This window comes from Nostoc sp. PCC 7107, assembly GCF_000316625.1.
Lineage (GTDB): Bacteria > Cyanobacteriota > Cyanobacteriia > Cyanobacteriales > Nostocaceae > Nostoc_B.
In genome coordinates, this window is the sequence record NC_019676.1 from 4145866 (window position 1) to 4169134 (window position 23269).

General features: G+C 40.1%; 25 protein-coding genes and 1 pseudogene. 9 read left to right on the plus strand and 17 right to left on the minus strand.

The genetic code is table 11. The features are described 5' to 3' along the window. Positions 1-44 precede the first annotated feature (44 nt). Positions 45-812, minus strand: coding sequence for a ChaB family protein (locus NOS7107_RS17780; RefSeq protein ID WP_015114335.1), 768 nt, complete (start codon positions 810-812; stop codon positions 45-47). Positions 813-938: 126 nt separating this feature from the next. After that, positions 939-1478 carry a Dps family protein gene (locus NOS7107_RS17785; protein ID WP_015114336.1) on the minus strand — a complete coding sequence of 180 codons (540 nt, stop codon included), beginning with the start codon at positions 1476-1478 and terminating at the stop codon, positions 939-941. 320 nt (positions 1479-1798) lie between these two features. Between NOS7107_RS17785 and NOS7107_RS27970 the strand changes: the two are divergent. Continuing rightward, positions 1799-2859, plus strand: a pseudogene (locus NOS7107_RS27970) (IS630 family transposase). 395 nt (positions 2860-3254) lie between these two features. Here NOS7107_RS27970 and NOS7107_RS17800 read toward each other — a convergent pair. Continuing rightward, the gene (locus NOS7107_RS17800) at positions 3255-3617 is read right to left on the minus strand and encodes a hypothetical protein (RefSeq protein WP_015114337.1); all 363 of its coding nucleotides are present in this window, start codon (positions 3615-3617) and stop codon (positions 3255-3257) included. A gap of 752 nt (positions 3618-4369) precedes the next feature. Here NOS7107_RS17800 and nfi point away from each other — a divergent pair. Together nfi and NOS7107_RS17810 are read left to right on the plus strand one after the other, a co-directional pair. Further along, positions 4370-5035 (plus strand): deoxyribonuclease V, encoded by a 666-nt coding sequence (nfi, locus tag NOS7107_RS17805; protein ID WP_044500111.1) that lies wholly within the window; start codon positions 4370-4372, stop codon positions 5033-5035. A gap of 113 nt (positions 5036-5148) precedes the next feature. Then, positions 5149-5868, plus strand: a complete 720-nt coding sequence (locus tag NOS7107_RS17810; protein WP_015114339.1) for a GDSL-type esterase/lipase family protein — start codon at positions 5149-5151, stop codon at positions 5866-5868. A gap of 100 nt (positions 5869-5968) precedes the next feature. Here NOS7107_RS17810 and NOS7107_RS17815 read toward each other — a convergent pair whose 3' ends face one another. From NOS7107_RS17815 to NOS7107_RS17865, 12 genes are all read right to left on the minus strand, one after another. After that, positions 5969-6193 (minus strand): hypothetical protein, encoded by a 225-nt coding sequence (locus tag NOS7107_RS17815; RefSeq protein ID WP_015114340.1) that lies wholly within the window; start codon positions 6191-6193, stop codon positions 5969-5971. Further along, complete coding sequence (locus tag NOS7107_RS29045) at positions 6193-6369, minus strand: hypothetical protein (protein WP_015114341.1); 177 nt, start codon at positions 6367-6369, stop codon at positions 6193-6195. Before NOS7107_RS29045 ends, NOS7107_RS17815 begins: the two co-directional genes overlap by 1 nt. Before the next feature lie 231 nt (positions 6370-6600). After that, positions 6601-7287 (minus strand): hypothetical protein, encoded by a 687-nt coding sequence (locus NOS7107_RS17820; RefSeq protein ID WP_015114342.1) that lies wholly within the window; start codon positions 7285-7287, stop codon positions 6601-6603. Further along, positions 7287-7748 carry a hypothetical protein gene (locus tag NOS7107_RS17825; RefSeq protein ID WP_015114343.1) on the minus strand — a complete coding sequence of 154 codons (462 nt, stop codon included), beginning with the start codon at positions 7746-7748 and terminating at the stop codon, positions 7287-7289. The genes NOS7107_RS17820 and NOS7107_RS17825 overlap by 1 nt, the downstream gene beginning before the upstream one ends. A gap of 119 nt (positions 7749-7867) precedes the next feature. Further along, complete coding sequence (gene nifJ, locus NOS7107_RS17830) at positions 7868-11506, minus strand: pyruvate:ferredoxin (flavodoxin) oxidoreductase (RefSeq protein ID WP_015114344.1); 3639 nt, start codon at positions 11504-11506, stop codon at positions 7868-7870. 562 nt (positions 11507-12068) lie between these two features. Next, on the minus strand, positions 12069-12500 hold the full coding sequence (locus NOS7107_RS17835) for a YidH family protein (RefSeq protein WP_015114345.1): 432 nt from the start codon (positions 12498-12500) through the stop codon (positions 12069-12071). Positions 12501-12512: 12 nt separating this feature from the next. Further along, entirely contained in the window at positions 12513-13103 is a 591-nt protein-coding gene (locus NOS7107_RS17840) for a hypothetical protein (protein ID WP_015114346.1), read from the minus strand. Next, positions 13094-13930, minus strand: a complete 837-nt coding sequence (locus NOS7107_RS17845; protein WP_015114347.1) for a DUF692 domain-containing protein — start codon at positions 13928-13930, stop codon at positions 13094-13096. The genes NOS7107_RS17840 and NOS7107_RS17845 overlap by 10 nt, the downstream gene beginning before the upstream one ends. 3 nt (positions 13931-13933) lie before the next feature. Further along, complete coding sequence (locus NOS7107_RS17850; RefSeq protein ID WP_015114348.1) at positions 13934-14986, minus strand: TIGR04222 domain-containing membrane protein; 1053 nt, start codon at positions 14984-14986, stop codon at positions 13934-13936. A 46-nt stretch (positions 14987-15032) separates the two neighbouring features. Then, a complete protein-coding gene (locus NOS7107_RS17855) occupies positions 15033-15971 on the minus strand; it encodes a TIGR04222 domain-containing membrane protein (RefSeq protein WP_015114349.1) in 939 nt (312 codons plus the stop codon). 122 nt (positions 15972-16093) lie between these two features. Then, entirely contained in the window at positions 16094-17077 is a 984-nt protein-coding gene (locus tag NOS7107_RS17860; protein WP_015114350.1) for a TIGR04222 domain-containing membrane protein, read from the minus strand. Positions 17078-17171: 94 nt separating this feature from the next. Continuing rightward, positions 17172-17960 carry an ion transporter gene (locus tag NOS7107_RS17865; protein WP_015114351.1) on the minus strand — a complete coding sequence of 263 codons (789 nt, stop codon included), beginning with the start codon at positions 17958-17960 and terminating at the stop codon, positions 17172-17174. An 85-nt stretch (positions 17961-18045) separates the two neighbouring features. Here NOS7107_RS17865 and NOS7107_RS17870 point away from each other — a divergent pair, with 85 nt between their 5' ends. Beyond that, the gene (locus NOS7107_RS17870) at positions 18046-18477 is read left to right on the plus strand and encodes a nucleoside deaminase (RefSeq protein ID WP_044500114.1); all 432 of its coding nucleotides are present in this window, start codon (positions 18046-18048) and stop codon (positions 18475-18477) included. Between the two features lie 51 nt (positions 18478-18528). Here NOS7107_RS17870 and NOS7107_RS17875 read toward each other — a convergent pair whose 3' ends face one another. Then, complete coding sequence (locus NOS7107_RS17875; protein ID WP_015114353.1) at positions 18529-19191, minus strand: response regulator transcription factor; 663 nt, start codon at positions 19189-19191, stop codon at positions 18529-18531. 11 nt (positions 19192-19202) lie between these two features. Then, positions 19203-20393: a sensor histidine kinase gene (locus tag NOS7107_RS17880; protein WP_015114354.1), complete on the minus strand. Its 1191-nt coding sequence runs from the start codon at positions 20391-20393 to the stop codon at positions 19203-19205. A 284-nt stretch (positions 20394-20677) separates the two neighbouring features. On the opposite strand from NOS7107_RS17880, the gene NOS7107_RS17885 reads away from it, so the two are divergent. The 5 genes from NOS7107_RS17885 to NOS7107_RS17905 all read left to right on the plus strand — a co-directional run bounded on the left by NOS7107_RS17885 (position 20678) and on the right by NOS7107_RS17905 (position 23187). Further along, the gene (locus NOS7107_RS17885; RefSeq protein WP_015114355.1) at positions 20678-21208 is read left to right on the plus strand and encodes a Spy/CpxP family protein refolding chaperone; all 531 of its coding nucleotides are present in this window, start codon (positions 20678-20680) and stop codon (positions 21206-21208) included. Between the two features lie 61 nt (positions 21209-21269). Then, positions 21270-21569, plus strand: coding sequence for a hypothetical protein (locus NOS7107_RS17890; RefSeq protein ID WP_015114356.1), 300 nt, complete (start codon positions 21270-21272; stop codon positions 21567-21569). Positions 21570-21624: 55 nt separating this feature from the next. After that, positions 21625-22140 carry a Coq4 family protein gene (locus NOS7107_RS17895; protein WP_015114357.1) on the plus strand — a complete coding sequence of 172 codons (516 nt, stop codon included), beginning with the start codon at positions 21625-21627 and terminating at the stop codon, positions 22138-22140. A gap of 190 nt (positions 22141-22330) precedes the next feature. Further along, positions 22331-22597, plus strand: a complete 267-nt coding sequence (gene sipA / locus NOS7107_RS17900; RefSeq protein WP_015114358.1) for a regulatory protein SipA — start codon at positions 22331-22333, stop codon at positions 22595-22597. A gap of 32 nt (positions 22598-22629) precedes the next feature. Then, positions 22630-23187, plus strand: a complete 558-nt coding sequence (locus NOS7107_RS17905; protein ID WP_015114359.1) for a peroxiredoxin — start codon at positions 22630-22632, stop codon at positions 23185-23187. Positions 23188-23269 lie beyond the last annotated feature (82 nt).

Here is a 23269-nt window from a genome sequence, read left to right on the forward strand (position 1 = left end):
CCAACATCTTGATTAATTGCTAACAAACCAAAATAAACGATCGCCTAGACGTTAACTTTTTCCTTTGACCAAACCCCGTTTTGATCTTCATCAAAGCGCTGATGTACAGCTTCCCAAGCAGCTTGTTCAGCATTAAACTCATCACTGGTTTCATTCAAGACCGCATTGTAACGCTCAATGAATGTCCGTTGAGCTTCTTCAGACAGATGTGAACGGACTTCAGGAGACAAATCCTCTGGGCTATTACAAGGGCCAGGACAAGGATGAGCTAATGTTTTATCAGTTGTGTGAATTTCTTCAGCACCAGCACTTTCTAAAAGTAATTGAAATTCGCCAGTGCGATCGCTAGGGATTTCTGCCATTAAGAGAAATTCGCCAGCTTGTAAGCGGGTTTGGTAGATTGCAGCTTTATCTTCAGGCATTCCCCAGGCTGTGAGAGCTGAGACTAAACCAGCACCAGCACTACCTGCGATCGCACCACTAGCAGCACCTAATAGTAATGCACTGATTGGCCCCGCCGCGACAATTGGGCCAACAAAGGGGATGAACAATACACCTACACCTGTGAGCAAACTTAGGAAAGAGCCAAACAGAGAACCAAAAATCGCCCCTGTTCGCAACCCACCTAAAATTACATCCCTCTTAGTAATAAAGCCAGCAATTCGCGTTTCCGACTGAAAATTCCGTCCCATAACCGAAATATGATCTCTGGGTACGCCTCTGTCTAGTAAACGTCGAATTACATCATCAATTTGCTTCTGTTCTTTAATTACAGCCGAGATAGTACGTTCTGCTTGATAGACTTCTGGCACTTGAATACTCCTGAAAATTGGCTTTTTTATAGTTGACTGGTAAATAGGTAAAGGCGGGAGATAAGTTCTTCCCGCAGCTTAGTATGTTCAGTCGGACTCTAAATTTAGGGATAAATCTGTGTTCAACTACACACCCACAGGAGTTTTTGATCCTGTTGCTGGCTTATTTCCATCTGGCTGCAATTCTTGTCCTTCAATAAAAGAGCGCAGCATCCAAGCCATCTCTTCATGTTCTTCCATCAGTCCAGTTAAAAAGTCAGCAGTTCCTTCATCATGAAACTCTTCACTGGACTGATCTATATGCTCTCTGAGATTGCGAATAACCTGCTCATGATCTTCCACAAGATTGGCTACCATACCTGTAGCTGTGGGAACATCACCTGAATGTTCTTTGAGGGTAGCAATTTGCAGAAATCCTTCCATTGTTCCAATAGGGTAACAACCCAAAGCACGAACCCGTTCGGCTAGTGCATCAATATTGAGAGTTAGTTTTTCGTAGTGTTCTTCCCAAAGCTGGTGCAGACTGCGAAACTGAGGGCCGACGACATCCCAATGATACTTTTTGGTTTTTACTAAAAGTAAATAGGCATCTGCTAAATCTTGATTTAACAGATTTGCTACACCTTGACGCTGTTCTTCTGTCAAACCAATGTTAATCGTACGCATTGAGCTTAATTCCTAAATAGACTTATTTATAAGTTCACAAAATTCAAACCTCATTTACATCAACCAGAGGAAAGATTAACAGAGGAAGATTATTTATAACTTAAGGTTAGAGTGTGTTTGAAAACTGGTTAGCTGTAATTTTAAGCACTAGTTAATCTCGCCTAGCTCCAGGGCAAACGTATCTAAATTACTTTTGATCAAAACCAAAGCTGACCCTCAAAGAAAAAATCAGCATCGACCAATTTGATTTTATGTCAAAGATAAGTAGCTGGTTGCAATTAAATATAAGATAAAGTGAGTTCAAAAACAGATGCGACTAGATGCCTGCTCCATTACGAGTGACATTAACAGATTTAGAAGATTTGACACTGGCTCAGTTGCGAGAAGCGACAACCGTTCCTCAACGCACACGAGATCGCGCCCACATGATTCGATTAAATGCTCAAGGATGGAATGTACCAGCAATTGCCCAGATTTTTGAATGTCACGAACATACGGTAAGAGCAACACTGCGGCGATGGCAGAGCTTGGGATTGGGGGGATTGTGGGAAAGAGCAGGACGAGGAGCAAAGCGTAAATGGCTGGAAGCGGACTTAGCATACTTAGAGCATTGTTTAGAGGTAGAACCCCGTACCTATAACAGTTTGCAGTTATCACAAAAGTTGGCTCAACAGAGAAATGTACAGCTCAGTCCAGACCGTCTGCGACGTTTGCTCAAAAAAAAGGCTGGAGATGGAAACGCACGCGTCATAGCCATAAAGGGAAACAAGATCCAGACAAACGAGAACTTAAACAAGCAGACCTAGATATCTTGAAGCAAGCGGCAGCAGATGGTTATGTTGAACTGAAATACCTTGACGAATCTGGATGTTGTCGTTGGAGTCCTGTCAGCTATAGTTACAGCCGTATTGGTAGCCAAAAACTCATGCCACAAGTAGGTAGTCGTGGTGGTCGTATTAGCATTTTGGGTTTATGGGAACCTCAAACCAGTTTTGAGTATGCCTTAGTTCAAGGTGGGTTCAAAACACCGCGTTACATTGAAGTGATGGATTTGGTTGCAGCTAAAGCACAACAAACTTTAGATGAAACTGGTCAAATCACTGTGGTTGTTCAAGACAATGGCTCCTTGCATCGGAGTAACAAAGCAAAACAACGATGGCAACAATGGCAAGAACAAGGACTATACTTGTTTTTCTTACCACCCTATTGTTCTCAAATGAATCGAATTGAGGAGGAGTGGCATCAATTGAAGACTCATGAAATTGCTGGACAGATGTTTGATAATAATTATGATTTAGCGATGGCTATTATTGATGGCATTGAAGCCAGAAGCCTTAAGGATGGATATGCTCTTGAGCGTTTTATATTTAATTGCGCCTAGCTACTTAAATAAAAAGATGAATTAATTTAGTGTGATTCTGTGAATCGCTTCCACAGTCACAGTCTTAAATGCGATCAGCTACGCTGGGCGTTTACGCCATCGCTCTTTTGGTCAGTGCTGGTAAGAAAAAACAATTATGATGAACCTTTCCATCCCGTACATTGGGTATTAATGGAAAATTTCGTATGATCTTCAAAAGAAAAATAGACACCTTAATTATTTTTATCAAGGTGTCCAGATTGAGTAGAAAGTATAGAGAATGGAGGAGGAGTATTTTCCCTAACTAGCAGTCAAAGTATTCGCTTGGTAAACGATTCTTATTCAAGTATGAATCAGAACTACCAAATATGCTTACTTGGATTACTTTTGAAGCTGCTTATTAGTTTCATTAATTCTTACTTCTTATTACCTGTGACTTTTTCCAACAAATTTTTAACTTCATCTTCAACAGTAGTTGCTGCTTGAGAATTTTCAGGACGCTTCATTTTATCAATGTCAGCATCTCCTTGAACTTCGTTGAGTCCTTTATTAGACTCTTCTTGCACCTTTTTCAATCCCGGAGGTGCGGATCTACTAATTTCATCAGTTTTCTTTTGAGTTTCTAGCAGTTGTGTTGTAGCTTCCGTCGGGTCGCTTTTATAGCTTTCAATCGCAAAAGCCGGAAAAGCATTAGACACTGATATTAATGCACAGGTAAAAGCTACAATGAGAAAACGTACTGGACGCAGTAGAGATAAAACAGAAGTCATATTCTTCATTTGAATTCCTCAAAAACAACGTTAACAACACATAAGTTATATTTTTCTAGCAAAGCCATATAGAGCCATCATTAGGTAAAATGTTGGCAGCAATAATTAATCAATGCTTTAACTAGTGAGTTTTTTTAGGTAAATATTTGCCATGAACTCTTGCTGTGAATTAATTTAAATGTGGCTAAATAAAATTTAAGATAGCCATCAATTATATTTACTTTCTTCACAACAATTTTTCTAGCGAATTTCACCTAACTTATATTTACTTTGATTCATCCTACTTTGGGATCGACCTGTAGAGTGAAGTTTATCGCTTCTGAATTAGGGAGAAAATCAACCTGTAGGTAGAGTAGCTGAATATGGGGAAATTTGGCTGTTTATTACTTTTATCTGGGGTTGGTGCGATTGTGTCGCTAGATTGATTAGCCTGGATTACCGTATCGAGGGATTACAGACTAAAACAAATAGAAGAAGTAGTAAAGATTTCTCTGATAGTGCTATTGATAAATAATTAAATAACTTTCATCACATTAGCGATGTCTAACGACAAGCCGCTTTGTGTCTACGCAACTATTATAGGACTTACGCAACGCCGATAATGTCATTGCGACCGAAACGAAGTGTAGGGAAGCCATCTCAGCGTCAGGGGAGATTACTTCGCTATCGTACCCTACGGGAAGGCTAACGCCTACGTAATGACGGAGTTACGTTACTTTTGCGTAAGTCCTGTATTAAACTGGATTTTTCCTCCATACATTATGAAGATTTATCAACCTCATACTTGGCCTCAAACCCTAGAAGCCGCTATCACTATTCAAGAAAGTTTGAGTCAACAAGTAATCATAGAAGATCAATTAAGAGAACCTATCAGTTATGTTGCTGGTGTAGATATGGGTTTTACAGCCGATGGGACAATTAGCCGCGCCGCTGTAGCAGTGCTGAGTTTTCCTGATTTGCAAGTTATAGAAACAACCCTCGCACACCGTCCGACTTCATTTCCTTACATTCCTGGGTTTCTCTCCTTTCGAGAAATTCCGGCGGTACTTGATGCCTTAGAAAAAATCCAGACAGTACCGGATATTATTCTTTGTGATGGACAAGGCATTGCTCATCCCCGCAGATTTGGGATAGCCAGTCATTTAGGGGTAATTTTGGATATGCCGACAATTGGTGTAGCTAAATCACTATTTATTGGCAAGCATAAGGAACTGCCAGAAACTAGAGGTAGTTGGCAACCACTCATACACAAAGGTGAAACCATTGGTGCAGTTTTACGGACTCGCATTGGGGTTAAACCTTTGTATATTTCTAGTGGTCACAAAATTAGCTTGACTACAGCCATTGATTATGTATTGCGCTGTACACCCAAATTCAGGCTCCCAGAAACTACCCGTGTAGCTGATAAGTTAGCTTCTAATAGATAATCGGCGTAATTCAGAAAAGTTAATATTGCAGCATCAATGACAAAAAAGATACGTTGGAATAGTGTAGAAATGTATAGAATCTTGTAAAGATATAAAATATAGTCTTTTTTAAGATGCAAACATTACAAGCTCTTTCTTCAATGCAACTGTCTTTACTCCCAAATCAATGTCAGTCTTTGAAGATTGTCGCTCTTGGAGACAGCATAGTTTACGGTTTTGGTGATCCTGAACATGGTGGTTGGGTGGAACAACTGCGCCGATGGTGGATGTTGCCCGGTAGTGCTGGTCATGTTTTATATAATTTAGGTGTCAGAGGCGATCGCACACAACAGGTAGCCCAAAGACTAGAAGTAGAATTTCGCCATCGAGGTGAACTCCGCAACCGCGTTCCAGATTTAATTATTCTTTCCGTCGGGTTGAATGATTCAGCACGGTTAGGTCGTCCCAATGGGAAAAATTACACAGATTTTGCCATTTTTGAGACAGATATAGCCCATTTGCTAGATTTGGCACAACAACTTTGCCCAGTTTTGTTTGTGGGTATGACACCCGTGGATGAAACCAAGATGCCATTTCTTGATTGTTTTTATTTTAATCACAGTGATCAACACCGTTACAAAGAAGCTACACGCCTAGCTTGTCAGCAACGCCAAATTCCTTACTTGGATATTTTCGACCAATGGATGGGACGCGGTGAAACTTGGTTACAGCAAAGAATGAATGTTGATGGTCTACATCCCAATACATTAGGCTATCAAGCTTTGCTAGACGACGTGCTGAAATGGGATGCTTTAGCACCATATCATTCTCAACCAGAATACCAATTGAGATAATTTTAGGGATTCCTTGGGACTAACTTCTACTTCAGCTTGTGCTTGTTGTGATAATTGCTGTCTCTACAGATTATGTAGGCGATCGCATATCAAATTAAGATTAAGCTTTTGCTTCGCCGTTATTATCTACGGCTTGCATTTTTTCCATAATTGCTGCTTGAATCTTGGCATCAAAATCAGGATCGTCTACATTTGTAATTATCTTGCGTGGATGCTCATTTAATCTATCCAGATAAGCCCGAAGAGCCAGCTTGTCATTACGATGTTGCAGAAAGTATCGTCTCAGTTCTTCATCAGACATAGCCGCATAATCAACCTGACTCATCAAAACACCTCACCGTTTGGTGTAATCTGGAACTCTAGATTTTCAGCGTTTCCAGCCAAAATATACAAGTTATTTGTGCGCTCATCAATGCAAACAAGATGTATAGGCTGAAGCAAAATATAAGTTAGCCAATAGCTAAGACGATATAAACCTCTCAATTGGGCATCTGTTGGCATTCAAGGTACTCACTCCACACACCGCTTATTCTACACTTAGTTTGTGGATGGCTGAGCAACCTGAGTAGTTTGGCTTTAGCCTTAATTTAACCTAATATTCACGTTTGCTGAGCGATCGCATATTCAATTGAATTGCAAGAGGTTTAACTTTGTGCTTTTAACTAATGATTGTAACTGCAAAAGCCAGCAGTGGTTTCAATTCATCCTCTGCGCTTGATGAGGCAACAATCTTTACCTACTAGCTGCCCATTTACGAAGCACCTGCTCAAGATACCTCACAAAACGCTGTTCAGAATCTGGATTAAGAGGCGTTAAATCGAAAAATGGTTCTGGAGAATTGGTTTTTGATAGAAATCTTTCTATGCCTGCTGAACTTCTGTTAGAAACAAAGGCTTTAAACTTATTACTCACGCAATCAGTAGCTAAACCCACAAATGTTCTAGCCAGTTCAACACCAGGTTGCGCCGTATAAAATTTGCATTCAATCGCAGCAATCAAGGATTTATTCGCTCTAGGTGAACGCCTAGTTGCCCTAACATTTTGTGCTGCTTGAGCATCGTATATTGAAACATCAATTTCATGGGTTGCACCTGACTGACCAACATACTCGATGTCAGCGTGAATTTCAAAAGTTTTGTTCCTTAACCTACAGTCAGCGTAACAGAAATTTTGGTTTGTAGAACTCATAGACCCAGGGCCACCTCTAAAGATAATTGGTGAAGGGTTAGCCCCACTGTTTATACCTGTGATTGTTGCCTGTCCTCCCTGTATATTATGCACTGCTTCACAACAGAGAGATAAAATATACGCTTCGTATGCACGCTCCTCGGTATTTGAATTTAATTGTAGCAATCTCAGTGCTACACAGAGATTAAGAAGCTGATCAATTGCATTATGTAAATCGTTGAAAGTTGTCATTATTGGTCTTCAAGCAGATTTTTAAGCCTTTTTAAAACTGATTCAACTTGCTCAATTTCACTTTTTTTCAACGTAAACTCAAAAGCTGAGAAAGAGCCTCGTTCAGAGATTTGATCACGTTCTGATACGTCGGGATACCACTGAATATCTAACGTAGCACAATTAAATTTCTCAGATACCCTCTCTGCCAATGCAGGGACTTCGCGCAGCCGAGTATTCAAAACTCCAATTGCTGCTGTAAAAGCCTCACGAGGTGTTGGTGCTCTGAATCGAATCGGATCTAGATCCTCGCGAGATTCTCTACTAAATCTCTTGATAATATCGCTATCTTCGTTTATATTCTCTTCAATTCTTGCTGATGCAGCACGTTCAACGTCAAGAATCAGTGAGCTATCAGCAACATCGCGTAACTTTAGCAATAGGTGTCTATAAATTTCAATCCACTCTGAATCACTCAACATTTATTCTTTTACGGGTAACTTTAAAGCTATGCCCCTATCAAAGAGTCAAGCCACTTAAGTACTAATTATACAATATTTATAAATATAAATACCCAAAATTTATCATTATTGCTATGGATCTACATATTACGTTGGGCTAAATATTGATACATTTGCCAACGGGCATCGACTTCGGCTTGTGCTTGTTGTAACAACTGCTTGGCGATTTCTGGCTTACTCTTGGTGAGCATTTTGAAGCGATTTTCTAGATACATTGATGCTTCTACAGATTGCGTCGGAGAGCGCATATCTAATTGTAAGGGATTCTTACCTTGTTCTTTTAATAGGGGATTGTGGCGATACAACAACCAACGTCCTGATTCTACCAAGGTTTTTTGGTGATTCATCCCGGTGGTCATGTTGATGCCGTGAGCAATGCAATGGCTGTAGGCAATAATTAATGATGGGCCGTCGTAAGCTTCGGCTTCTAAAAATGCTTTGAGAGTATGTTCATCTTTTGCACCTAAAGCAACACTGGCTACATAAACATTGCCGTAGTTCATCGCCATTAAGCCTAGGTCTTTTTTTGGCGCTGGCTTACCACTGGCGGCAAATTTCGCTACGGCGGCTTTTGGGGTGGCTTTGGAAGATTGACCGCCAGTATTAGAATATACTTCTGTATCCATGACTAAAATATTGACGTTGCGATCGCTCGCTAACACATGGTCAATCCCACCAAAGTCAATATCATAAGCCCAACCATCACCGCCAACAATCCACACGCTTTTTTTAACTAAATAATCAGCGAGGGATTTGAGAATTTTGGTTTTAGATATTAAATTAGCGTCTATTTCGGAAGTAAGAATTTTATCTAATTTTTCTTTTAATAAAGCTACTCTTTCTCGTTGTTCCCAAATATCGGCTTCGGTTTTTTGTTCAGCTTTGAGTATGGAATGAACTAAATTATCACCTAATTCACTGCCTAATTGTTGTAATAATTCGGTAGCAAATTCTGTTTGTTTATCTATAGATAAGCGATAACCAAAACCAAATTCGGCGTTATCTTCAAATAAACTATTTGACCAAGCCGGGCCTCGTCCGTCGGCGTTGGTTGTCCAAGGGGTGGTGGGGAGGTTTCCGCCGTAGATGGAAGAACAGCCGGTGGCGTTGGCAATAACTGAGCGATCGCCAAACAATTGTGTTAATAATTTTAAATAAGGTGTCTCACCACAACCAGCGCAAGCACCAGAAAATTCAAATAAGGGTTCTTGCAGTTGTTGTTGGCGAATTTGGTTTAATTTTAAATTTCTGCGATCGGGATTGGGTAAGTTTAAAAAGAAATCCCAGTTTTTCTTTTCTTGTTCTCTTAAAGGTAGCTGTTGCGCCATATTAATGGCTTTTTGTCCAGGTTCAGATTTATTTTTAGCAGGACAAATATCTACACAAATAGCGCAACCTGTACAATCTTCGGGAGCAACTTGAATAGTAAATTTTTGATTAGTAAAATCTTTATCTTTAGCATTTATAGATTTAAAAGCCGAGGGTGCATCAGCTAACTCGCTTTCTGCATAAGCTTTAGCACGAATGGCGCTGTGCGGACAAACCATCACACATTTACTGCATTGTACGCAGACATCCGGTTCCCAAACGGGGATTTCTTGGGCGACGTTGCGTTTTTCCCATTTGGCTGTCCCTGTGGGAAAGGTTCCATCGGCTGGTAAGGCGCTGACAGGTAAATCATCACCTTGCCAAACCATGATTTTACCAAGGACTTCTTGAATAAATTCCGGCGCAGTTACAGGTAAGGAAGTTGTAGAGAATAATTCTTCATCTAGCCATTTACCTTGTTCGGCGGTGGGTATATGTACTTGATGCAGATTATCCAGTGTCATATCCACCGCCTGCATATTCATGCGGACAATATCTGCACCTTTCTTACTGTATGTTTTTTCGATCGCCTTTTTAATTTTGGCGATCGCTTCTGCTTGTGGTAATACCCCAGCTAAGGCAAAGAAGCATACCTGCATAATTGTATTGATGCGTCCCCCCATTCCACTGTCACGGGCGACTTGGTTGGCGTTAATGACATACAATTTCAGCTGCTTATCTAAAATTTGCTGGCGCACTTTTGGGGGGAGATTTCGCCAAACAGTATCCTGATCAAAGGGACTATTTAATAAAATTTTTGCCCCAGTTGCCGCCGTTTGCAGTACATCTATCTTTTCTAAAAATACCCAATGGTGACAGCCAATAAAGTTGGCTTTGTCTATCAGGTAGGTAGAATGAATGGGCTGCGGCCCGAACCGCAGGTGAGAAACGGTCATCGAGCCGGATTTTTTCGAGTCGTAAACAAAGTAACCTTGGGCGTAGTTATCGGTTCCCTCACCGATAATTTTGATGGAGTTTTTATTCGCCCCCACCGTACCATCGGAACCCAACCCATAGAACATCGCCCGAACAACGCTATCAGGTTCGATGGAAAAGTTGGGGTCGAAGGAAAGGGAAGTGTGGGTAACATCGTCGTGAATACCCACAGTGAAATGATTTTTTGGTCTTGCTTGGGCGAGGTTGTCGAAGACGGCCTTCACCATCGCTGGAGTAAACTCCTTGGAGGAAAGGCCGTAACGACCACCAACAATTACAGATGGAAGTTTATCTCTACCACTACCACGACCATCAGCGGTAATCGAAGGAACTTTGTCTCTACCACTACCGCGTTCAGCCCGGATTTCATGGATAGCTGCGACCACATCGAGATATAGTGGTTCACCGGCGCTACCCGCTTCTTTGGTGCGGTCTAAAACCGCGATCGTTTGCACACTTTCTGGTAACATTTCCACAAACCTTTGGATATCAAAGGGACGGTAGAGGCGTACTTTCACCACGCCCAATTTTTCCCCACGCGCATTGAGATAATCAACGGTTTCATGGACGGTTTCACAACCAGAACCCATGATGACAATTACCCGTTCTGCGTCCTCCGCACCGTGATATTCAAAAATGCGGTAATATCTACCTGTGCGATCGCCAAATTGATCCATAATGTGCTGCACAATCTCTGGACAGGCGTTGTAGTAAGAGTTAGCGCCTTCTCTTGATTGGAAGTAAACATCAGGGTTTTGGGCTGTACCGCGTAACACAGGACGGTCTGGGGTTAAAGCACGGGCGCGGTGTTCTAAAATTAATTCGTCGGGAATCAGCGATTTAATCTCGTCGTCGGAGAGTAATTTCACCTTCTGCACTTCATGAGACGTGCGGAAACCGTCAAAGAAGTGCATGAACGAGACGCGAGTTTCTAAGGTGGCTGCATGGGCGATAAGGGCTAAGTCGTGACTTTCCTGTACCGAAGCGGAACACAACAAAGCAAAACCAGTCGCCCGCGTCGCCATTACATCACTATGGTCGCCGAAAATGGATAAAGCGTGTGTAGCCAAAGAACGTGCAGCGACATGAACAACTGTGCTAGTGAGTTCCCCAGCGATTTTGTAGAGGTTGGGAATCATCAACAACAGCCCCTGAGAAGCTGTAAAAGTCGTACTCAGAGAACCTGTTTGTAACGCCCCATGCACTGCACCAGCCGCACCACCTTCACTTTGCATCTGCACAACGCTGGGAACCGTACCCCAAAGATTCGGGCGGCTTTCCGCTGACCAAGCATCCGCCCATTCGCCCATTGCCGAAGAGGGGGTGATAGGATAAATAGCAATTACTTCATTTAATTTGTAAGCAACACGGGCTACAGCTTCATTCCCGTCGATGGTTGCAAAGGTTTGACTCATAATTGTAGTCCTAGCCTTTAAACGGCACTATCAGACAGCGTTGTGATACTAATTAGAAATAGTTAAAGCCTAGAAGTTGGTGGTTGATGTTATACCATTTGGAAAAATGATTACGAAAAATGGATAGCTGAAAAGCTCACAAATAAGCCAGTTCAAAATCCAAAATCCAAAATCTAAAATCCAAAATGGTATGAGTTGCATCCAACTGGAAAATCCAATATATGTAGGTAGGATTATCCCTGGTTAGGATAATATTTGATTGACCACTTGCGGGCTTTGAGGTTGACTCTAAATAGTGAATGTAAGCTTTAGTATCTCATCCGAAATACTTTATTTATTTATATCTATTAACGATGTACTCAATAGCCAAAACAATATCTAGCAAAGGTTTTCAATCAATTAATTTTCATTCGTTGGGGTACAGGTTCGGGATTTGATTCTAATGTAAAACCAGCTTTATTTTATTGTTTAATCTATTCTAAAATTTTAGCTGATTATATTTAAAAGCACAAAATTAAATTTTTAAATATGCCTTAATCTATGAATTAAATACTAATTACTATTACCTAATATTTTTCGTTTGTGGCTGAGGCGACATTAAAGATGGACGCGGCGTAACATGATTGCGTAAAAATAGTAAAGGAATACTCAGCAAGCCTAAAATCATCACAACTGCGGTGAGAATCCAAACAGGTAAACGATTAGGGCGATAGTCACCGCGTTCAATTTGCCAGAACACCTGATTATATCGCCAAGCAGCTAAAGCGATCGCACCTACTCCCACAATCACTAAAGCAACTCCTAAATTTTCCGAGTTAAATAGCGGATGTACTGTTGGTTCTTGTTGCGTAATTGCCGTATTTAATTGGCGTAAAAATAGACCAAACCTTGCAATGGCAAAACCAAAACCAATTAAAGCGATGGAAGTTCTCAACCAAGCTAAAAAAGTTCTTTCATTGGCTTGATGTTCCCGTTGGCGGTCTATTTTATTCATGAGTAAACTAATCTACAACTCCTGATACTCTCCGCGCCTCTGCGACTCTGCGTGCGGTAATATTATATGACGTAAGTGCGATCGCCCCGATAAACGCCACCAGATTGCCAAAGTTGGTTTTGCCGTAAAATCATGATGTACCGCGAAACGCAACCAACAAAATTTTAAACAAACTCCAGGTTCATAAGCTAACAGCCAAGTTTGTTCATACCTGGCTAAATCACCTATCCAAGCAGGTGCTAAATTTTCATTGTGCGCCACCTTAATCATAAAGTTAGCAAAAGCGATCGCATCATCCCGATGTTTTTTAATTCCCGTGGGTAAATAAGTCTCTGCATATCGCCAAAACAAAGAATTAAAATTTTTCCCCAACGCCTTAGCTGTTCTGGGTAAAAGTTCCCGTATTTCCCCTAACCGTTTCCACTTCAAAGAATTAGCGAATATATTGACTTCCTGTGATGAAACTTCTGCTAACTGCTGCGCCTCATCACTACTCAAACCCAACTCCACACCCACAGCTTGGGGGTTGGCAAAAAAACGCTCTCGAAATTCAGTATTAGTATAAAGCTGGGCTAAAACTTGCTGGGTTTGTGCTAACCCCATCTTTGATAACTCCTACCAATTTTTCGTGCTATCTCCAATTCTTGGGCTATTTCTGAAAACGGAGGTAAATTTTCATCCCGTTCTAAAACTATCCCTTTGACGGGAATGCGGGCTACAACTTCCTCTATTATTTGCCAAACTTCCGGCGGTGTAGACTGGGAATGACTATCAATTAATACACCATCATGCCAATGTCCACCAACGAAATGCAACTGTACAACACGTTCCCACGGTAATTCTTTGAGAAAATCATGCACATCATAACCATAATTCACCGCATTGGTATGTAAATTAGTTACATCCAACAGCAACCCACAGTCAGCACGTTCTACCACTTCTGCCAAAAATTGGGCTTCGGTCATCTCTGCACCAGGAAGTTTTACCATATAGGTAATATTTTCCAGAATTAACGGCACATCAACAAAGCGCCGCACTTCAGCAATATTGCGACAGAGTATATCTACCGCCTCTTTGGTGTAAGGTAAGGGTGACAAATGCCCAATATCCACACCGCCAGCTTTAGTAAAACAAATATGTTCACTCCACCAAGGCGGGTTAAGTTGTTTAATTAAGGTTGCAAGTTTGCGTAAATAATCTGTATCTACACCTTCCGCACTACCCAACGACAAATTAATGGCGTGGGGAATTATCGGGAAATGTGCAGCTAGTATTTCTAATTCCTGTTGTTTTTGTACAGGTACATCCAGATAATGTTCTGCGACAATTTCGAGAAAGTCCACTTGTTGACGGTTGAGAAACAAATCACTTTTGAATGGTTCTCGAAAACCCAACCCGACACCCAAAGTAGGAAGTTGAGATAACATCATTTTTTAGTCTCCACCGCCACAACCACCACAGCCGCCACAACCACCGCCACCGCAGGAACCGCTACAACCGCCACTACAGCCACCGCCACTACAACCGCCAGAACTACTATTTTGCCAATTGGCGGTATTTATCACAGGTACAAAAATATTTTGATATCTGTCGTAACGAGTTCCTGCAAATAAATCAAAACCATAGAGTGCTACAGCCAAGTTATATTCAAACTCGGAAGGAATACCAATTTCTGCTTTTTGTTTTAACTGGGCGAAAGTTGCTTCAGGGATATCAGCTTGAATTTTCGGTTTTAATTGCTTGAATGTTGCTTCCAGTTGGTTTAAATACTCTCCCCCCAGACTACTGCGACGAGATATCTCACAGGTACTCTGAAGAAAGTAAAACGAGAATATTCCCATCAGCACGAGATAACCCACATTATTGCGACTATGTAACGAAGTTACTACCAACTTAAAGCCGCCCAAACCGACAATGATAGAAATTCCTATCCATTTGATTAACTCTGTTCTAGCTTTCAGGCTGTCGGAAGTTAGCAGTTGTTCATTTAGGAGTTGCTGTTGATAAACTGTGCAGTGTGGCTGTAATTGTCTAGCTAATAACCATCCAGATGTTCTTGGTGTTGTTGGCGTAGCAAACCAATCAAATGCTTCACGCTGTATGGTTGTTAGCAGAGATACATCAGGATGATTTTCCGCTTGCTGGATAGACTCTTCTGTGATTTGTAAATAACCGCGCTGTGACAAGTCCATCACTGCTACCTTAGCGACTCCGATTTCTTGAGAACGCAGGTAAGCAATTTTGTAAGAATCTGGTTCAAGAGGAATTAACGGTAAAGGTTGATTTTGTGTGGGATCTTGCACTAGCCAACTACTAACTAGCACTGTGATAGTCACAATAGCACCATAGAAAAGCAGAAAATCATGATCAGGCATATCTGGTACTATTGTTGCGATCGCCACTACTGAACCTATCGCCACTGAAATAATCAGTAACTTGAGTATTACCGATTTTGTGACTGTGCTTGGTACAGGTTTATCTAACATTCTCTACGTCTCAATTTTTCAGACAGCCTGTTGTATGACATTCTCTCTAACCGCCACAACCACCGCAACCACCACCACAAGAACTACCGCAGGAACTCCCACTACTGCATGAACTACTACTGCATGAACTACCGCCAGAACCACTACTACAGGAACTACTGGACGAACTACTGCGGCTACTTGTCGTAGAATAAGCTGGCGGAAAGAACGCTTTATAGTAAGCATTGTAAGGAGTTCCAGCCAAAGACTCAACACCAAACAGTGCTAATACCAGTAAGTTGTTGTTGACTATGGAAGTTTCCCGCAGTTGGTTGAAGGTGCTTTGAAGTTGTTGCAGATACCTGTTTCCGAGATGACTTAGGGAGGGATGGGGCTGACTCACAAACCACAGCAGGTAAATAATAGACGACACACCCATAATTATCAAAAAACCAACGTTATGGTGTCCTTTACCCAAAGCTATCAGCAGCTTATAGCCACCCAAGCCAAAAATCAGCATCGCCCCAACTAAGCCCACTTGGATATTCCATTCTTTCCACTTGACTGCATACAGTAATTTTTCATCTTCCAACTGTTCTTGATAAGTATTGCAGAATGGTTTTACATACTCGGTAGCCAACCACAAAGATGTTTTAGCCGTAGCAGGTTCAGACAACTTCTCAAAAACTTGTTGTTCGGCTGGTTGTAAATTTGATATGTCAGGATAGCTGGGTATTTTGCTAATAGTCTGTCCGCTAACTTGCAAATAACCTTGTTGAATCAAGTTGAATAATACTAAATGAGCAATTCCTTTTACTTGAGAACGCAAGTAAGCGATTTTGTAAGGATCTGGTTCAGCCGGAATTAACGGTAAAGGTTGATTTTTTGTGGGATCTTGGACTAATCGCCCACACAATAACAAAGTTGCGATGATAACAATACCATACAATAGCAGAAAGTTTGGCCCATACATATCTGCAACTGGATTATGCAGTAATGTATCCATCACTTTTACTCCTTATAAGGAAATTCCTAAAGTTAGGAAAAATTAATTGTCAAAATTTTGGCAGCGGTTTTTTAATACATCTCGCTTTTTTAACTCTGCAAAGTATTATATCACACTAAGTTTTAGCCACTACCACCGCAGCCACCGCAGCCACCACCACCGCCACCTCCGCCACCACCACCGCAGCCACCGCAGCCACCACCACTACTTCCTCCTGCATTATGGCTAGTGACTAATGGCGCGAAAATGTTGGCAAAATCCGTGTAGGAAGTTCCATGTAAGATTTCTACACCAAAAATGGCTACAGGCAACAACATATTCAAATCTGTGTCATTTCTGTCATCGGATATGGTGCGAATGATTCTGTTTTTAAGTTGTATAAAACTTTGCTGAAGTTGTTTTATATATCTTTCTCCCAGTTGAGTTCGTCTGGATGGATAAGAGAGCAGTATAAAAATAATCCAATAAACTAGACCTATAATAATGAGAAATAAAACATTGTTATATCCTTTAAGCAATGCTATTGAAAGCTTATAACTACCCAAACCCAAAATAATACAACTTCCCAAAGTACTGATTGTCTTTGCTAAGTCTCTGGCAGTTTTGGGTAGTAAAAGTTGCTCATTTAATAGCGATTCTTCGTAAGTTTCACACCAGAATTTGTGGATAATGGTGTTTGAGATGGTGTCACTGAGTGTTTGATTAGCTAATTTTGGAAAAACAAAATAGTCAAATACGTGTCGCTCTATGATGGATAAATTATCTGCATAAGAATATGTGGTTGACTGCTCTATGGTATCTTTATTAATTTGCAAATAACCATCCTGAAGCAGATTAAATATTACTAAGCGTATAACCTCACTTTCTCCACCACGTAAATATGCAATTTTATAAGGATCAGGGTTGCTAGGAATTGATGGTAAAGGTAATTGTGCCGTTGCGTCAAACTTTAAATTATAGTAACTCGCCAATAAAGTTACAGTAATAATGCCAGCATAAAAAACCAAAAAGTGCGGCCCATACATATTTGCAATGGGGTTATTCAAGGGGCTACGAATCGTCACTATCAGCAACATACTTATAATCGTAAGTAATAATTTATCCATTAGTAACGTTCAACTCTTTTTGCTGTAAAGATTGATTGAGCGAATTATACAATTCCATATACTATTTTTACGGGAAATTAGAAAAATTTAATTCTCACTCGCCACATTTAATTCTCAATTTCGTCCCACATCTTTTACAAAAAGCCGCATCTAAATCATGAAAAGCTAAACCACAACCTGAACATATCGTTTCTACCTGATTTACATTTTTTACCAAACGTTTAATTAAATCTCCCACTTGCCAAGGAATTAAGCCTACACCTGTTAAAATCATCAATACAGTTAACAAACGACCGACTTCAGAAATTGGCGCGATATCCCCAAATCCGACGGTTGTCATAGTGACAACCGAGAAATAAAACGCATCTAAAAATGTAGTGTAGAGTGGATTTACAGGATGTTCAACTTGATAAATTAACCCCGAATAAATAAAAATAATGGCAAATAATGTAAATAATATCCGCACGAAGATTAAACTATCTTCACTACTGACACTGGCAAACAAAAACTTCTGATCAATAAACCGAATTAACCTTAAAATCCGAAACCATCTCAGTAGGCGAATAAAGCTAATATCTACTGCGCCGAGAAAAAATGGCAATATCGCCATTAAATCTAGAATTGCATAAAAGCTAAAAATATACTTAAGCTTGTTTTCAGCACTCCAGAGGCGAATTATATACTCTACCGCAAAAATTACCAGGATAGCAGTATCAACAAAATCAAGCTCCAATCTTATATTATAAGGAATATTATAAGTTTGAGCTACAAAAATACCTGACGAAATTAGTACTAAAGCGGCAATTGTCAGATTGATAATTTTACCTATAGGTGTTTCCAAGTCTGTTAAATAAAATTCTGTTTTTTCTCTACTTAACAACATATTTTTGTGACCTTTAAAATCTGTACTTACATCTCATAAATCATGAGATATGATTGAGCATGATTTTTCCCTGATAATAACGAAAATGAACCAAGAATATTTTATGCGTTTAGCTTTAGAAGCAGCAAAAAAAGGTGATTGGCCTTATGGTGCTGTCATTGTCAAGGATGACGAAGTAGTTGAGGTAGCATATAATACTGTGCAGCGAAATAATGATCCATCTGCCCATGCAGAAATGAATGTTATTCGCAGTTTAGCAAATAAACTAAAAAACCCTTCTTTGGAGGGTTACAGCATATATACGACTTGCGAACCTTGTCCTATGTGTACAACAGTTTGCATTTGGGCTGGTATATCAGAAATTACTTATGGTGTTTCCATCCAAGATTTAATCTCGATAAATCAGTCACAAATTCATGTTTTTTGTGAAGAAATTATCGCCAAGTCTTTTAGAAAAATTAAAGTAACAAAAGGCATTTTAAAAGATGAATGCTTGGCTTTATTTATGGAAAATTAGCTAGTTTAAGACTAGACGTGAATAATAGTTGGTTTGGCTGGCTCAACTAGATCAATCAGACTCATTTAGATAAAACAAAAATGTATTTGCAATAATAGCAGCCTGGGTGCGATCGCGCAAACTCAAGCGATTTAAAATATTAGTAACATGATTCTTAACTGTACCTTCAGAAATATATAATTCTTTGGCAATTTCCCGGTTACTAGCACCTGTCGCAATTAACTTTAAAACTTCTTTTTCTCTGGGTGTTAGTTCAGTTAAACTAGGCGGTACAGGTTCTGATTGCGTTTGAACACCACTCGGAAATTGATTCAATAGTTTTTTAACTATTCCTGGGCCTAGTTGAGTATAACCTTTGTAAACAGCGCGAATTGCCACAGCTAATTCTTCTGAAGGTGTATCTTTGAGTAAATAACCCATTGCACCATGTTGTAATGCTGCGGAAACATATTCATCATCGTCAAAAGTTGTGAGTATTAAAATCTTGATGTTACCAAAATTTTGATGAATTGCTTGTGTAGCTGCAACTCCATCCATAATTGGCATTCTAATATCCATTAGCACTACATCTGGCTGTAATTTTGCTGCTAAATCTACAGCTATAGCACCGTTTTCTGCTTCTCCCACAATTTCTAAATCTGGTTCTAGTTTTAATAATTCTTTGAGGCCTTGGCGAATTAAATTTTGGTCATCTACCAGTAAAACTCTAATCATACTCTGAAACTTTATAAAGGAATATCAACTATAATTTGACAGCCAGAATTTGGAGTAGTGTTAATTTTAAATTCACCGCCCAATGCTAAGGTGCGATCGCGCATACTGTGTAAGCCAAAACCAGTAGTGTTTTGCTGAAGATCAAAACCTATTCCATTATCTTGCACTATTAAACGTAAGCCTTTTTTTGTACTAGTCAGTGCGAGGATCACTTCTGTAGCTTTTGCATATTTAGAAATATTTGTCAATGATTCTTGAATGATGCGATACAGTGCAATATTAGTTTCTGGAGGAGGGGGATAATCCAGATTAATAAAACAACGTGGGCTAACGCCATTAGCTCGATAAAAATCTTCTAAAAGTACCGATATCGCCTGCTCTAAAGTTTTTTCCTGTAAGGGATTAACCCGTATTGTTGAAACCGACTGGCGCACATCCTTTAAAGCTTTAGAACCAAGTTCTTTAGCCCTGGATAAAAATGTTTGGGCTTTCTCTGGATTAGATTGCCACAATTTTAAAGCAGTTTCTAGTTGTAAATTTAATGCTGTTAAAGAATGCCCTAAAGAATCATGAATTTCACGGGCAATGCGAGTACGTTCTTCTAGAGTGGCTTGATTTTCAATTCGTAAAGCATATCGGCGCAGTTTTTCATTAGCGATCGCGAGGTGTTCTCGACTTTTCCGTTCAGATAATACGGTATTCATTAATAATAAAACAAAAATTAAACTTAATCCAAATAATAGTGCCGTGTTGAACGTAATAAACCGGAAACGCTCTTGTGCTTGTGGGGGTAAAGCACGAGGTAAACGAGCGTTCAAAGTCATTAAAAATAAAGAGAAAGACAAACCTGTCACAACTAAGCGTCCAGGTAACTGAAAAATCAAACAACTGCGAGTTACTAAAATTAGGTAAATAAACGGGAACAATCGCGCAACTCTCCCACCAAACATCCCCGTAATAAATAGTAATAAAATTTCAATACTTGTGTAAATTATTTTATATATAGGTTTACCTGTGGGCAATCTTAAACCCATAAACCCAAAGATAATTAAACAGCCAATAGTAAGTTCAGGAAATTGATTAGCAAATCGCGGCGAAGGATCAGGAAAAGTAGATGTGGAAATCGCGAGAGTTAGCAATATCCATTCTAAATAAAGTAAAAACCGAAAGGGATGATTGTTGATTTGGATAGGTTGATTCATATTAATTTGAAATTTTAGATTAAAAACTTTGATTAATGGCGATGATAATGAGCATTAATTTATCATTACAGATTCATTGAGAGTTGTCCTAGAAAATGTACAGATTACAGATGATTCGGTATTCTGTTGCAACTATAATTTACAAGTTATTGTTACTCAAATAACATAAAAAGAAAGCATGACTAAAGTCATGGGTGTAACCGTGACTTTATCCTCATGTAATGACTAAGAGTAAATTCTTATGATGATGACATCCTCAACAGGAAAAGAAAACAAGGTAACAAATGAAACTGAAATCATTATCATTAATTGCTGGTGCGATCGCTCTTACTCTGACTACAACCTCTCTCGCTGCTAAAGCTCAAGGCTTATCTCATTCACCTCTATTAGTTGCCCAAGCTCAAAAGGAAGGACAATGGCAAGGTAAAAAAGGCCCTTGGGCAGAATTAGGTCTGAGTGATGCTCAAAAGACCCAAATTCAGCAAATTCAACGCAACACCCGCAGTCAAATGGAAAATGTTCTTACCCCAGAACAAAAAGCGAAATTAAAAGCATCCTTTGAAGCACGTAGCGCCGAAAGACAAGCTAATCAAGGTCAACCAAGGCAACCTGGACAGCGTGCAGGCCGTCGAGGTGGTAAGGGTTTTGCCGAGTTGAATTTAACTGAAGCCCAAAAAACTCAAATGCGGCAAATACGTGAGTCTTCTAAACAACAAATTGAAGCAGTTTTAACTCCAGAACAACGGACAAAACTTCAGCAATTACGTCAAAACGGCAAAGAGCGCCGTCAACAACGCCAACAACCCAATAGCTAATTCTGCCCAACCAGCATTGAAGTTCAGAGCAAAAACTATCACCAATTAGAAGGTTATGTTTATGAACCGCTTTGCATACATTGTTCTATGTGCAACTGCTATTTTTTTACCCACCGTAGCTTCTGCTGGGGAAATTCATCACCGCGAAGTTAATCAACAACAACGCATCTATCACGGTGTTAAAAACGGCTCAATTGATAGAGCAGAATTACGGCAATTAGAACGGCGTGAAGTATCTTTGGAAGCTGAAAGAAGACGGGATATTCGTAGTGATGGACATCTAACTCCTCAAGAAAGAAGACAACTCAACCGCCGCGAAAATCGTCTTTCTCGCACCATCTACCGAGTTAAGCACGACTAGTTATTTAACCAGGGTGGGAATTAACCCACCCCACACAATTTCCGATCTAAAAATTATGCAAACTGATACTGCTTCCTCAAATTCTACGCCTCGTATCCAAAAATTTTTAGATACACTCGATCGCGTTGCTGAAGCACGTGGGAAAAATGTACCACAAATTGTGTATTTAGAAAAATTGCGATCGCTCCCATCTGGCACTTTTGGTAAAGCTTGGTTTGATTTTCTCGATACACACAACCTCAAACCTTTTACTACAGGTCTTCGCCGCAAACAACTCCACGATGGCGTTCACATCCTCACAGGTTATGGTGCAGACCCCATTGGTGAAGCAGAAGTACAAGCATTTTTATTAGGTGCAAAATTTGGCTTGTTTAATCTCTTTATCGGACTAGGGCTATTAAGAGTTATTTATAAAAACCTCAATTCTCGTCAAGAATTTACTTGGAAAAGATTATGGCAAGCATATCAGCGCGGTAATCACTCTAACTTTGACCCAGATACTTGGCAACCTGAATTAGTTTGGCACTTACCCCTAACGGAAGTACAAGCAATATTTTCTATTACCAAATAAATTTTTTAACTTTTAACTTTTAACTTTTTACTTAATTTAGGCTTCCTTGCAGAAGATGGCGGGAGGGGGTAAGTTCCATCTCCTTTCGCATTCCCTAATTTCTTCCCAACTATATTTACTCTACCCAACAAAATTAGCAACCCCTTTAGGATAAAGTTAGGAGTTAATTCAAACTTCTAGCTTTTTTTATATGTCCAAAGAATTCGCTATTGGTAGTAAAGTCCGGGTTGTGGCGCTACCACCATACGTCAAAACAGCCGACCCTATGCCGATGTTACGTCCCCCAGATGTCATAAATCTTGGTGAAGAAGGTATAGTTCTTGACCGCCGTCCTGGAGGTTATTGGGGTATTCGCTTTACTAGAGGAGCTTTTCTTCTCGATAGCCAATACATTGAAAGCACAGATACCCCTAGTGAATCTGACCAGGGTGACAATAACAGTAACCAAGAATTATAAACTTATGTAAAGTTGTAATTTTGGTCTACACCATGATTTCTCGGCGTGATTTTTTGAGTATATTATTTGCCAGCTGTTTTGCCCTCATCAGCTGGTTAAACTTTTCCCCGACGGCTCAGGCACTTGGTGGTAAATTACCAACAGTGAATCAACCTGCACCAGAGTTTACTTTACCTACCAACACAGGCGACGGCCAAATCTCTCTTACCGATTTGCGCGGAAAGTGGCTAGTACTATACTTTTATCCCAAAGACTTTACAGCAGGTTGCACTATCGAAGCACGGCGTTTTCAACAAGACTTATCCAAATATTTAGCAAAAAATACCCAAATAATTGGTGTCAGTGCGGATGATGTCGATTCCCACGCCGAATTTTGCGATTCCGAGGGATTAAAATTTCCCCTATTAGCTGATACAACTGGCGCAGTCAGTAAAGCTTATGGTTCTTGGATTGGTTTTGTCTCTATGCGCCACAGCTTTATCATCGACCCAGAAGGTATTTTGCGCGAGACTTTTGTCAAAGTTAACCCATCTGTTCATAGTCAAGAAGTGTTAGCAAGATTAGAAAAATTACAATCCTCCGCTTCCTAGACTTTATATATCTGTCTTGGTGGTGAAATTGCAACCATCAAGACATAGACACTAAAGATATTTGCGCGGCTCCCACTGATTA